Origin of the sequence: Nocardioides sp. Iso805N, assembly GCF_000364605.1 — a bacterium.
Lineage (GTDB): Bacteria > Actinomycetota > Actinomycetes > Propionibacteriales > Nocardioidaceae > Nocardioides.
Genome location: NZ_KB822578.1, coordinates 16,980 through 30,014, shown reverse-complemented (window position 1 = coordinate 30,014; position 13,035 = coordinate 16,980). Strand labels below are relative to the sequence as shown.

Sequence of the window (13,035 nt, the reverse complement as noted above, 5' to 3'; positions counted from 1 at the left end):
GGAGCGACCCGCGACCGAGGAGAACGCAGCGAGGCGCCCGCCCGACGGCTCTCGTCAGTGGAAGAAGTGGCGGGTGCCGGTAAAATACATGGTCACGCCGGCCTTCTTGCACGCCTCGATGGTGAGCTCGTCGCGCACCGAGCCGCCCGGCTGGACGATCGCCCGCACCTTGGCGTCGATCAGGATCTGCGGGCCGTCCTCGAAGGGGAAGAACGCGTCGGAGGCCGCGACAGCGCCCTCGGCGCGGGCGTCGTCGCCGGCGAGCGAGTTCGCGCGCTCGACCGCGAGCTTGCAGGAGTCGACCCGGTTGACCTGGCCCATGCCGATGCCGACGCTGCCACCGTCCCTGGCGAGCAGGATGGCGTTGGACTTGGCCGCCCGACAGGCCTTCCAGGCGAAGGCCAGGTCGGCGAGGGTCTGCTCGTCGGCCGGCTCACCTGTCGCGAGGGTCCAGCTGGAGACATCGTCGCCGTCGGCGTCGACGTGGTCGACCTCCTGGACCAGCAGGCCGCCGGAGATCGAGCGGGTCTCCGCCGCGGCGCCAGCGTCGACCGGTGCGACGAGGATCCGGATGTTCTTCTTGCCCTGGAGGATCTCCACCGCACCGTCCTCGTACGCCGGAGCCACGATCACCTCGGTGAAGACCTCGGCCACCTGCTGCGCCATCGCGACCGAGACCGGCCGGTTCGAGGCGATCACGCCGCCGAAGGCGCTGACCGGGTCGCAGGCGTTCGCCTTGCGGTGCGCTTCGGCGATGTCGGCACCGACAGCGATGCCGCACGGGTTGGCGTGCTTGATGATCGCCACCGCCGGCCCGGCGAAGTCGTTCGCGGCGCGACGGGCGGCGTCGGTGTCGACGTAGTTGTTGTAGGACATCTCCTTGCCGTGCAGCTGCTCGGCCTGGGCCAGCCCGGTGGCACCGCTGCCGTTGACGTAGAGCGCGGCCTTCTGGTGCGGGTTCTCGCCGTACCGCAGGACCGACTGCTTGTCCCACGTGGCGCCGATCCAGGCCGGGAAGCCGCTGCCCTCCGAGGAGTCGACCAGCACCGAGCCCATCCACGAGGCCACGTGCACGTCGTAGGAGGCGGTGTGCACGAACGCCTTGGCGGCCAGGGCCTTGCGCTCCTCGTAGGTGAAGCCCTCGCCCTGGGCGGCCTCGAGTGCCCGGGCGTAGTCGGCGCCGTCGGTGACGATCGCGACGGAGGGATGGTTCTTGGCCGCAGCGCGGACCATCGAGGGGCCGCCGATGTCGATCTTCTCGATGATCTCCTCGACCGTGCCGCCGGCCGCGACAGTCGCCGCGAACGGGTAGAGGTTCACCACGACCAGGTCGAACGGCTCAACACCGAGATCGGCGAGCTGCCGCACGTGGTCGTCCAGGCGACGGTCGGCCAGGATGCCGGCGTGGACGCGCGGGTGCAGCGTCTTGACCCGGCCGTCGAGGCACTCCGGGAAGCCGGTCAGGTCCTCGACCTTGGTGACGGGCAGGCCGAGGGAGGTGATGAGGGCTGCCGAGCCCCCGGTGGAGACCAGCTCGACGCCGGCCTCGTGCAGACCGCGGACGAGGTCGTCCAGCCCGGTCTTGTCGAAGACGGACACGAGTGCCCGCTTGATGGAGATTCTGTCCTGCTGTCCGGCCATCACTGACTCCTGTTAGTCGATGAAGGACGGCACCCAGGCGGACGATGCCGGCTCGCACACTCCCTGGTGGTTGACCCACCCGCGCCAGTCGTGTGCCTGCATCTTAGCGAGGGCTCAACCCCCGAAGCGAACCCGTCGCCCGTCGACGGTGAAGCCTTCCCGGGACATCCGGCCGACGGTGTCGACCAGCATCGCGCGCTCGGCGACCTTGATCCGCTCGTGGAGTACGTCGACGGTGTCGTCCGGCTCCACCGGCACCGCCGTCTGCGCGACGATCGCACCGGTGTCCACGCCCTCGTCGACCACGAACAGGGTGCAGCCGGTGACCTTGACGCCGTACTCCAGGGCGTCTGCGGGCCCGCTGATGCCGGGGAACGACGGCGACAGCGCCGGGTGGGTGTTGATCGTGCGTCCGCCGAAGCGGGCCAGGAACGCCGGGCCGAGCAGCTTCATGAAGCCGGCCGAGACGACCAGGTCGGGCTCGAAGGCAGCGACCTTGTCGGCCAGTGCCTCGTCCCAGCGTTCGCGGTCGGTGAAGTCCTTGACCCGCGTGACGAAACTCGGCACGCCCGACTGCTCGGCACGCTCGAGAGCGAGGATGCCGTCACGGTCGGCGCCGACGGCCACCACCTGAGCGCCGTACGCCGGGTCGGCGCAGGCGTCGAGGAGAGCCTGGAGGTTGGTCCCGGAACCGGAGACGAGGACGACGAGGCGTGCGGTCACGCCGGGAGTCTAGAGCCGGGCTCACGCCTCGGCGGAGTCCCCGCTCGGTCCGGTGACCGCAGCGGAGTCCATGGCGACGCCTTCGCCGGCGGCTTCGTCGGCGAGGCCGTCGGCGCCGACCTTGGCGCGACGGCGCTGCCACCAGGTCATCGCCGTACCGGCGAGCAGGCCGCCGATGCCGAAGGAGGTGACGCCGTGCACGAGGGTGTCGAAGGCGAGCGGTCCGACATCGGCCATCCGGCCCGGTCCGACCGCTCCCCCGGCCAGGCCGGCCAGGATCCCGATCACGATGCCGCTCAGCACGCCTGCGGCCAGACCGCGCACCGCACCGTGGTCCCAGCGCAGCGTCGGCTGCCGACGCTGCACCAGCACCACCGCGACGATCGCGGCGATCGGCCCCAGCGCCAGCAGGTAGGGAGTCCACGCCGGCGTGGGGCCGTTGTCGGGCAGGGCGGCCAGCAGCGGGAACATCGGCACCGGCCCGAGGCTCACCACCGTCGGGGTGACCAGCGTGTGCGTGCCGACGGTGAAGCCGGGCCCGAGCAGGTAGGAGCTGGAGAACAGCGTCGCGTTGGGCAGCACCAGGATCATCAGGCCGACGTAGAGCACTCCCGGCCCGGCGCCGAGGTGCAGCTGCGACATGACGTTGAGCGCGGTGTCGCCGTCGAGCAGGAAGGCGATCGCGAAGACCAGCGCGGAGACGCCCAGCCAGACCACCAGCAGCATCCGCACCATCGCGAACGTCGAGCGGACCACCGGCGGCATCAGCGCCATCCGGACGGCCGCCCGGCCGGAGCCGACCGCGATCCCGCTGCCGCCGGCGAGCACGCACAGCAGCAGCGACCAGAGCACCACGTGGCTGTCCGCCGGAGCGGTGGCCGCGGAGCCGGCGAAGGTGGCGACCACGAGTGCTGTCACGACGTACCCGAGCGTGAACAGGCCGGTGGCGGCAGGCACCGTCCAGTCCCGCTCGCCGTCGCCGAGGCCGTGGTGGTCGGGGCCGTGCTCGGCGACCGAGTCACCCACCCGCAGGCCGAAGCGCCACGTCGTCCAGGCGAAGAGCAGGGTCAGACCCAGCGGTACGGCGGTGAGCCGCACGCCCTGCACCACCACGCCCGAGCCGTGCCCGGCCAGCCATCCGAGCGCGCCGACACGCAGCGCTCCCGACGGAGTCCCGTGCGCGCCGGCGTCGGTGAGGAACCAGCCCACCACGCCGACGGCGAGGCAGACCAGCAGGGTGGAGACGGCTGCCGCGATGCCTCCGAAGGTCGCCACCAGCGCCAGCGGACGGCGCAGCCGCAGGTCGGCGCGCAGCTCCGCATCGGTACGTCGGCGGGTGGACGGGGTGAGCAAGGAGGACATCGCGACCATCCTCGCCCGAGCGTGGGACCCGGCCGGGGAGACTCGCCGCACGACCTTCACCGATGGGGCGCCGTCACCGGGCCGCGGCTAACGTGTCCCCTGCCCATGAGCACCAAGCAGCGCCACGCCACCGAGTTCGAGACGTTCTACAAGGACGTCCGAAGCCGTCTGCTGCTCCAGACCTGGGCGCTGACCGGGGACCTGACCGCCGGCCGCAAGGCCGTCCAGGACGCCCTGATCATCGGCTGGCACCACTGGCGCAAGATCGGCCGGCTCGACCCCGTCGAGCGGGAGAACTGGGTGCGCCCGATCGCCTGGCGGCACGCGCTGCGGCGGCACTCGGTGCCGCACTTCCACCGCAGCAAGGACGGCGACGAGGACGCCCAGGCGACCCTCGAGGCGCTGAGTCGACTCCCCCTCGAGCAGCGCAAGGTGCTGCTGCTCGCACACCTGACCACGATCAGCGAGGACGTGCTCGCCCGCGAGGTCGGCATCACCCAGCTCCGCGCCGAGCAGGCGCTGCGCGCCGCCACCGGCGACTTCATGCTCGCCCGCAGTGCGCTGCCGGCAGACGTGCAGCCGAGCTTCGAGTCGCTGGTCACGACCGTCGAGGCGGTGCGCTGGCCGCGGCCCACGATCCTGACCCGCGCCGGGGCCGCGCGGCGGCGTACCCACACCGCGGTGGGGCTGGTCCTGGCGGTGGCGGCCTTCGCCGGCTCGGGCTTCGCCGTGACCGACGCGGCGGGCGACCGGCCGAGCCTGGGCAACCTCTCCCTGCACCACCGCGACAGCGCCACCAGCGCCGCCGCGGAGAGCTATCACCTCAGCACCGACACCCTGCTCAGTCCGGAGCAGATCGGCGCCGCCCTCGGTGGCGCCTGGATGACCACGCTGACCTCCGACGACGACAACGGCACCCTCGCGCTCCCGTGCCAGCGCGGCGCCCTGGCCGACCCGCACCCGCGGGCCGCGTTGGCGCGCACGTTCGTCGGGGACAAGAAGACGATCACCGCCGCGCAGACGACGCTGGCCTCAGGCAGCTCCACCGCGGCGCAGTCGGCCTACACCAAGACCTTGAGCTGGTACGGCGGCTGTCGCGACAGCCGGGTGCAGCTCCTGTCGACCGCCACCGTCGGCGGCATCGGCGACCAGGCCACCGTGCTGCTGCTGCACAACTGGACCTCCCCCGAGCGCACCATCGCGGTGGGCGTCGCCCGCACCGGCGTGCTGACCACGGCTGTCGCCGGGACCATCCCGCCGGGCAAGAGCGACGCCCCAGCCAGGTCGGGAGTGACCTCGCTGCTGGGCACCGCCGTCCAACAGCTGTGCCACCTCCCTGGAGCAGGAGCCTGTACGACGCAGCCCGTCTCCGCCGTCGCCGCGCCGGCACCGGCGTCCGGCACCGAGCCGGCGCTGATGAACGAGGTCGACCTCCCGCCCGTCACCGGCGTCGACCAGCCCTGGGTCGGCACCAACCCCGCCCCGGCCACCTCGAACGTGGCCGCGACCCGCTGCGACGAGGCGAGCTTCACCGGCGCCGGCATCTCGCACGCGATCACGCGCTCCTTCGTGATCCCCACCGCGCAGGGACTGGCCCCGCAGTTCGGCCTCACCCAGACGCTCGGCGACTTCGGCACCGCGAAGGCCGCCTCGACGTTCGTCGACGGCATCCGCAAGAAGCTGACCACCTGCCCGAAGACCGACCTCGGCAGCCACGTCACCCAGCTCACCACCACGTCGTCGGCCACCACCGACATCACCGCTTGGCGGGTGCGCGTGGAGACCTCCCAGACCGCCTCGGTCGTCTACCTGATGGCCATCGTGCGCAACCGCACAGGTGTCACCCAGGTCGGTTTCGTCCCCTCCGGCAAGGTCACCATGACCGACGCCGACTTCACCGCCCTCGCCCACCGCGCCGCCGAGCGGCTCACCTACCTCAAGTAACGTCCCCCGTCCGCCTGGCTGCCCGGCTATCTACGGTCGTCGGCGGGGCCGACGCGCGGCGGGGATCGGGGCGAGGTCCTCGGAGGCGCTGCCGCAGCCGGAGCGCCCGTGAGGGACGAGCGGGTGCGGAGCGAGGCCTGCTTCGAGGACCCGGCCCCGATTCCCGCCCCACACCCGGCGCAGCCCCGGGACGTCACCGGGGACGTCACCGCCCCCACCCAGCGCAGCCGGATCCGCAACGACACGTGTCAGACCACGCACGTGTGGGATCTGGTACGCCCCAACCCGGCTTCCAGCCAGCACACCCACGCACATGCGCGATCTGTCACGCCACCAGACACCCCGGGGCGGTCAGGGCGAGTCGCGGCGCGCGAACGCAGGCCGGTGTACGAGGGGCGCCGCAGAGGGGCGCTGCCGGACGACGCGCCGGCGAGGAACGAGCCGCGCGCGGCGGAAGGCCTGCCCCGGGGCGCTCCTCGTACACCGGCCCAGCACCCAGCGCAGCCACACCCAGCACAGCCACACCCCAGAAAATGAAGAGCGCCCCGGCCGCCGAAGCAGCCGAGGCGCCCTGCACCGAGCCGAGGCTCAGAGGTTCTTCATGATCTCCCGCATGAGGTCAGCGGTCTCCGACGGCGTCTTGCCGACCTTGACGCCGACGGCCTCGAGGGCCTCCTTCTTCGCGGCAGCCGTGCCGGCCGAGCCGGACACGATCGCGCCGGCGTGACCCATGGTCTTGCCCTCCGGCGCGGTGAAGCCCGCCACGTAGCCGACGACCGGCTTGGTGATGTGCTCCTTGATGTACGCCGCGGCGCGCTCCTCGGCGTCGCCGCCGATCTCGCCGATCATCACGATCGCCTTGGTCTCCGGGTCGTCCTGGAAGGCCTGGAGGGCGTCGATGTGCGTCGTACCGACGATCGGGTCGCCGCCGATGCCGATGGCGGTCGAGAAACCGTAGTCCTTCAGCTCGTACATCATCTGGTAGGTCAGCGTGCCCGACTTGGAGACGAGACCGATCGGGCCCTTGCCGGTGATGGTGTGCGGCGTGATGCCGGCCAGCGACTCACCCGGGGTGATGATGCCGGGGCAGTTCGGACCGATCATGCGGGTCTTCTTGCCCTGGAGGTAGCTCCACACCTCGGCGCTGTCCTGGACCGGAACGCCCTCGGTGATGACGACGATCAGCGGCATCTCGGCGTCGATCGCCTCGATGGCGGCGGCCTTGGTGAAGGCCGGCGGCACGAAGAGCACCGACACGTTCGCGCCGGTCTCCTTGATGGCCTCCGCAACGGTGCCGAAGACCGGCAACTCGACGTCAGCGCCGTTGGCGTCCTTGTGGGTGACGGTGGTGCCGGCCTTGCGAGCGTTGACACCGCCGACGATCTGGGCACCGGAGTCGAGCATCAGGGCGGTGTGCTTGGCACCCATGCCGCCGGTGATGCCCTGGACGATGACCTTGCTGTCCTTGTTGAGGTAGATGCTCATTCTTCTTCTCCCCGTCTCAGGCGTTCGCCAGCTCGGCGGCCTTGTCGGCACCGCCGTCCATGGTGTCGACGACGGTCACGAGCGGGTGGTTGAGGTCGGTCAGGATCTGACGGCCGAGGTCGACGTTGTTGCCGTCGAGACGGACCACGAGCGGCTTGGTCGCCTTCTCGCCGAGCAGCTCCAGCGCGCCCTTGATGCCGTTGGCCACCTCGTCACAGGCGGTGATGCCGCCGAAGACGTTGACGAACACGGCCTTGACCTGCGCGTCGTTGAGGATGACGTCGAGACCGTTGGCCATCACCTGGGCGTTCGCGCCACCGCCGATGTCGAGGAAGTTGGCGGGCTTGACGCCGCCGTGTGCCTCGCCGGCGTAGGCGACGACGTCGAGGGTGCTCATGACGAGGCCAGCGCCGTTGCCGATGATGCCGACCTGGCCGTCGAGCTTCACGTAGTTGAGGCCGAGGTCCTTGGCCTTCGCCTCGAGCGGGTCGGCCTCCTCCCGGATCTCGAACTGCTCGTGGTCGGGGTGACGCACCTCGGAGGCGTTGTCGTCCAGCGACACCTTGCCGTCGAGCGCCTCGAGCTTGTCGCCCTCGAGACGGGCCAGCGGGTTGACCTCGACGAGGGTGGCGTCCTCCTCGACGAACGTCTTGTAGAGCGCCTGGATCAGCTCCACGGCCTGCTCGAAGACGGGCTCGGGGAACGCCGCGATCGTGGCGATCTCACGGGCCTTGGCCGCATCGACACCCTTGCCGGGGTCGATGCCGATCTGCTTGACGGCGTCGGGGTTGGTCTTGGCGACCTCCTCGATCTCCACGCCGCCCTCGACCGAGGCGATGCACAGGTACTGGCGGTTCGACCGGTCCAGCAGGAAGGAGAAGTAGTACTCCTCCTGGGGCGGGGTCGCCGGCGTGACCAGGACGCGGTTGACGCGCAGGCCCTTGATCTCCATGCCGAGGATGTTGCTGGCGTGCTCGAAGGCCTCATCGGGGGTCTTGGCGAGCTTGACGCCGCCAGCCTTGCCGCGGCCGCCGGCCTTGACCTGCGCCTTGATGACGGTGACGCCGCCGATCTGCTCGGCGGCGGCCTTGGCGTCCTCGGCGGTCTCCACGACCACACCGAGGGTGGTTGCGACACCGTGCTTAGCGAAGAGCTCCTTCGCCTGGTACTCCATCAGATCCACTGATCCACCATGTCTCTATGTCGGTTGTACGTCGGGCGAGCAGCGGGCGCGCAAAGGCGGGCGCGGTCGCTCGGTGATCCTCCGGCACACTAGTCCTGCTCAGCGCCAGCGACGAGCCCTGGGGTGCTTGACGTGACGCACGCCATACGGTCAGATCTAAGCGCGTGCTGCCGATTCTCGGGTGAGGCGATTCTTGACGGTCCAGACCGGTCCGTTAGAGTCATGGCTCGCCGTCTGAACCCCGAGCAGCGGAGCGATGAATACATGGGTAACCACCGAGCGGATGTCGTCGTCGACAGCCAACCCTCGGAAGCGACCCCTGAGCCGATCTCGTACGTCGGGAAGCGCCGTGCCGCTCCGGCGCTCGAGGTTCCCGCCCAGGTAGAGCCTCAAACTCCCGAGCCCAAGCCCTACGTCGGCAAGCGCCGCGCGGCGGTTGCCGTCGACGAGCAGCCGATCGAGGCGCAGCCCCCGGCAGCGCATCCCGCCGGTCCGACGGCCGTCGCCGCTGCGGCAGCCGCCCCCGCCCTCGGCGTACCGATGCCGCGGCGGGTGGCCGAGGCGCAGCTGCCTACCGCCATCGCCATCCTCGATATCGATGTCGAGAAGCCGCTGGAGCACCTCGCCGAGGCAGCCGTCGAGACCACGCTCGAGACCGCCTGGCGCGACCTGCGGATCGACACCGGCTCGCTGCCGCCCTTCGAGGAGACGGCCGCCTACGCCACCGACTTCAGCACCGAGACGACCTCGCACATCCCGGTCATCGCCACCGGCAAGCGCCGTGCCGGCGCAGGCACCGCCACGCGCACCGGCAACCCGCTGATCAAGCGGCTTCCCTCGGCGCCGCTCGCCCTCGGGGTGGCCTCGCTCGCGATCGCGGTCGGTGGTGCTGTCACCGCTGCCCACGCTCCCGCCCACGCCGGCGACAGCGGCCGCTTCGTCGCGGCCAGCGCGCTGGCCGGCGCCAGCGACGTCGGTCAGGTCGGCACCTCCGCCCAGCGCAACGCCACCGTCTCGCGCAGCTTCGACCGCACGGTCACCGCCCAGGCCAACCAGGCGGTCCAGGAGCGCAATGAGGCGCTGAACCAGATCAACGACAAGGCCGCCTCGCAGGACAAGTGGAAGGCCGCCAACCAGTGGGGCCTGCCGATCACGGCGGGCGGCTACCACCTCACCGGCCGCTTCGACGACGTCAGCGGACTCTGGGCCACCGTCCACACCGGGCTCGACTTCGCCTGCCCCACCGGCACCCCGATCCATGCCGTGGCCGGCGGCACCATCACCGAGGTCGGCTGGGCAGGGGCCTACGGCAACCGCACCGTGGAGACCCTCCCCGACGGCACCGAGCTCTGGTACGCCCACCAGGTCCGCTTCGGCGCGACCGTCGGCGAGAAGGTCACCGAGGGCGAGACCATCGGGTTCGTCGGCTCCACCGGCAACACGACGGGCCCGCACGTCCACCTCGAGGTCCGCCCCGGCGGCGGCGACCCGGTCGACCCGGACCCCGCGCTCAAGGCACACGGCATCGACCCCGACGCCAACCAGAGCTGAGTCGGGCCTTCGTCCTTGACGAAGACTTGACGCTATTCGAGGGCAGCCTTCAGGAACGGCTCACCCGGATATCAGGCCTGGTTGTCACCGTGGAGGCATGACGACCTTCGCCCCTCCCATCACGCCGGTCGCACCCGCCACGACCCGCAGCCGCCTGCTCGGCTGGCGTGGAGGCTCGCTCCTCGCGCTCCTGGCGGGCACCGCGCTCACCTACCTGTGGACCCTCTCGGAGTCGGGCTACGCCAACTCCTTCTACGCCGCCGCCGCCCAGGCCGGTTCGCAGAGCTGGAAGGCCTGGTTCTTCGGTTCGCTCGACGCCGGCAACGCGATCACGGTGGACAAGCCGCCCGCTTCGCTGTGGCTGATGGGCCTCTCGGCGCGGATCTTCGGGATGAGCTCGTGGAGCATCCTGGTGCCGCAGGCGCTGCTGGGCGTGGGCTGCGTCTACCTGGTCTTCTTGACCGTTCGTCGGGTCAACGGTCACACCGCCGGCATCATCGCCGGTGCGGCGACAGCGCTGACCCCTGCCGCGGCCCTGATGTTCCGGTTCAACAACCCGGACGCGATGCTGCTCTTCCTGCTCACCGCCGCCGGGTACGTCGTGCTGCGCGCCACCGAGAAGGCCTCGGGTCGGCTCGTGCTGCTCGCCGGCGTACTCCTCGGCTTCGGGTTCCTGACCAAGATGCTGCAGGCGTTCCTCGTGCTGCCCGCGTTCGGCCTGATCTACCTGCTGGCTGCCCCGACGACGCTGCGCAAGCGGATCCTCCACCTCCTCGGCGGCTTCGCCGCGATGGTCGTGAGCCTGGGCTGGTGGGTGGCGATCGTGGAGCTGGTGCCGGCGTCGTCGCGGCCCTACGTCGACGGCTCCACCGACAACTCGATCCTCCAGCTCGCGTTCGGCTACAACGGCCTCGGCCGACTCAACGGCAACGAGACCGGCGGCCACGGCAACGCCGGCTTCAGCAGCGGCGTCGGTCTGCTGCGTCTCTTCGAGGGCGTCTCGGGCGGCATGGTCGCCTGGCTGCTGCCGGGGGCACTGATCGTGCTGGTCGCCGGCGTAATCGCGCGGGGTCGGGCGCCACGCACGGACCTGCCGCGCGCGGCGCTGCTGATGACCGGCATCTCGATACTGGCCACCGGCCTGGTCTTCTCCTACATGGCCGGCATCTACCACGACTACTACACCGTCGCACTGGCCCCGTGGATCGCGATGACCGCAACCATCGGCGCCGCGATCCTGTGGCAGCGCCGTACCGCCTGGCAGGCGCGGGCCGCGCTCGCGATCGCTCTCGGCGGTAGCGCCGTCTGGGCGTTCGTGCTGTTGCACCAGGCGCACGAGCAGCCGTACGACGCGCTGCGCTGGGTAGCGCTCATCCTCGGCCTGGCCGGCACTGCGGCACTCCTGCTCCCGTGGCGCCGCCGCCTGACCAACGCGGTGCTGGTCGGGGCCGTGCTGGGGATGTTCGTCGGGCCGGCGGCGTACACGATCGACACGGTGCGGACCCCGCACACCGGCTCCATCGTGACGGCCGGCCCGGTCTCCTCGACAGGCTTCGGCGGGATGGGCGGACCCGGCGGTCGTCCGGGCGGCGCGCCGGGCGGCCGGGCCGGCGGCCGGCCGAGCTTCGGCAACGGCTTCCCGGGCGGTGCCCCGGGTGGTGCCCAAGGTGGCACGACCGGCCAGAACAGCCTCCCCGGCGCAGGCGGCTTCGGCGGCCGCGGGGCCGCTGGTGGTGGCGGTGCTGGTGGCGGCGGCCTGCTCGAGGGCGCGTCGGTGAGCAGCGAGCTGAAGAGCCTGCTGACCAAGGACGCCTCGTCGTACACGTGGAGTGCGGCCGTGAGCGGCTCCCAGAACGCGGCGAGCTACGAGCTGGCGACCGGCACCTCGGTGATCGCGATCGGCGGATTCAACGGCACCGCCGACGGCCCGACGCTGGCGCAGTTCGAGGCGTGGGTCTCCGAGGGCAAGATCCACTACTACGTCGCCAGCAGCAGCGGCTTCGGCGGCGGCTTCGCAGGCCGCGCCGGCGGCACCGGCAGCAGCGGCTCCAGCTCCTCGATCGAGCAGTGGGTCAGCTCGCACTACACCGCGCAGACGGTCGGCAGCACCACCGTCTACGACCTCACCCAGCCCAGCAGCAGTACCGGGACCACCGACTCCACCACCACGACGGGAGACAACACGTGAGCACCCTCGAGAGGCCCGAAGGCACCAGCGCGCACCTGCATGCAGCACTCGTGGGAAGCATGGTCGCGCCCGCTCTCGAGGTCGTGATCCCGGTCTACAACGAACAGCTGCAGCTGGCCGCGTCCGTACGCCGCGTCAACGCCTTCCTCGGCGGGCTCTCCTCCCACTACCGGATCGTGGTGGTGGACAACGCCAGCACCGACCACACCTGGGCCGTCGCGCAGGAGCTGGTCGAGGAGCTGGACAGCGTGACAGCTGTCCGGCTGGCGGAGAAGGGCCGCGGCCGCGCTCTCAAGGCAGCCTGGTCGGTGTCCGACGCCCACGTTCTCTGCTACATGGACGTCGACCTCTCGACCGACCTGCGCTCGTTCCTGCCGCTCGTCACGCCGTTGTTCAACGGCCAGGCCGACCTGGCGATCGGCTCACGCTTGCATCCCGAGAGTCGGGTACGCCGTGGCCCGAGGCGCGAGCTGCTCTCCCGCGGCTACAACCGACTGCTGCGCTGGCGGCTCGGCGCGCGATTCGCGGACGCGCAGTGCGGCTTCAAGGCGATCCGTCGGGAGGCGGCCGAGCAGCTGCTCCCCCGCGTGCAGGACGACGGCTGGTTCTTCGACACCGAGCTGCTGGTGCTCGCTCAGCGCTCCGGCCTTCGGATCCACGAGGTACCGGTGCTCTGGACTGACGACCCCGACTCCCGCGTCGACATCGTGTCCACCGTGCTGGAGGATCTGCGCGGCATCCACCGGCTGCGTCGTACCGATCCGCCGGCCTCCAGCTGGGTGCAGAGCCTGGCCGGCTGAGGCTCGGTCTGAGTGCCGCCGCGTGTCGGGTCGGGGTGAGCGGAGTGGCACCTTGGAGCAGGCCTCCCGCCGCGCGGCGGCTCGTTCCTCGCCGGCGCGTCGTCCGGCAGCGCTCCGGCGGCGCCCTCCGCTCACCCCGACCCGACACCTGGAGGGAT

The 13,035-nt window shown here is 71.0% G+C and carries 9 protein-coding genes and 1 riboswitch; of the genes, 4 read left to right on the top strand and 5 right to left on the bottom strand.

The features are described from left to right. Window positions 1–54 precede the first annotated feature (54 nt). From purH to H036_RS22410, 3 genes are all read right to left on the bottom strand, one after another. On the bottom strand, window positions 55–1,641 hold the full coding sequence (gene purH / locus H036_RS0109970) for a bifunctional phosphoribosylaminoimidazolecarboxamide formyltransferase/IMP cyclohydrolase (RefSeq protein ID WP_017934642.1): 1,587 nt from the start codon (window positions 1,639–1,641) through the stop codon (window positions 55–57). A gap of 24 nt (window positions 1,642–1,665) precedes the next feature. Continuing rightward, window positions 1,666–1,743, bottom strand: a riboswitch (ZMP/ZTP riboswitch). A gap of 12 nt (window positions 1,744–1,755) precedes the next feature. Next, window positions 1,756–2,364, bottom strand: coding sequence for a phosphoribosylglycinamide formyltransferase (gene purN / locus H036_RS0109965; protein WP_017934641.1), 609 nt, complete (start codon window positions 2,362–2,364; stop codon window positions 1,756–1,758). A gap of 21 nt (window positions 2,365–2,385) precedes the next feature. Then, window positions 2,386–3,726 (bottom strand): cell division protein PerM, encoded by a 1,341-nt coding sequence (locus H036_RS22410; protein WP_017934640.1) that lies wholly within the window; start codon window positions 3,724–3,726, stop codon window positions 2,386–2,388. A 105-nt stretch (window positions 3,727–3,831) separates the two neighbouring features. On the opposite strand from H036_RS22410, the gene H036_RS0109955 reads away from it, so the two are divergent. After that, complete coding sequence (locus tag H036_RS0109955) at window positions 3,832–5,670, top strand: sigma-70 family RNA polymerase sigma factor (RefSeq protein ID WP_017934639.1); 1,839 nt, start codon at window positions 3,832–3,834, stop codon at window positions 5,668–5,670. A 588-nt stretch (window positions 5,671–6,258) separates the two neighbouring features. Here H036_RS0109955 and sucD read toward each other — a convergent pair. Together sucD and sucC are read right to left on the bottom strand one after the other, a co-directional pair. Continuing rightward, complete coding sequence (sucD, locus tag H036_RS0109950) at window positions 6,259–7,155, bottom strand: succinate--CoA ligase subunit alpha (protein ID WP_017934638.1); 897 nt, start codon at window positions 7,153–7,155, stop codon at window positions 6,259–6,261. Window positions 7,156–7,171: 16 nt separating this feature from the next. Continuing rightward, a complete protein-coding gene (gene sucC / locus H036_RS0109945) occupies window positions 7,172–8,338 on the bottom strand; it encodes an ADP-forming succinate--CoA ligase subunit beta (RefSeq protein ID WP_026145932.1) in 1,167 nt (388 codons plus the stop codon). A gap of 264 nt (window positions 8,339–8,602) precedes the next feature. On the opposite strand from sucC, the gene H036_RS24370 reads away from it, so the two are divergent. The 3 genes from H036_RS24370 (at window position 8,603) to H036_RS0109930 (ending at window position 12,877) form a co-directional block, all read left to right on the top strand. Then, window positions 8,603–9,889, top strand: a complete 1,287-nt coding sequence (locus tag H036_RS24370) for a M23 family metallopeptidase (RefSeq protein WP_051068656.1) — start codon at window positions 8,603–8,605, stop codon at window positions 9,887–9,889. A 97-nt stretch (window positions 9,890–9,986) separates the two neighbouring features. Beyond that, window positions 9,987–12,077: a glycosyltransferase family 39 protein gene (locus tag H036_RS0109935; protein ID WP_017934636.1), complete on the top strand. Its 2,091-nt coding sequence runs from the start codon at window positions 9,987–9,989 to the stop codon at window positions 12,075–12,077. Next, entirely contained in the window at window positions 12,074–12,877 is an 804-nt protein-coding gene (locus H036_RS0109930) for a dolichyl-phosphate beta-glucosyltransferase (RefSeq protein ID WP_017934635.1), read from the top strand. Before H036_RS0109935 ends, H036_RS0109930 begins: the two co-directional genes overlap by 4 nt. Window positions 12,878–13,035: the final 158 nt, after the last annotated feature.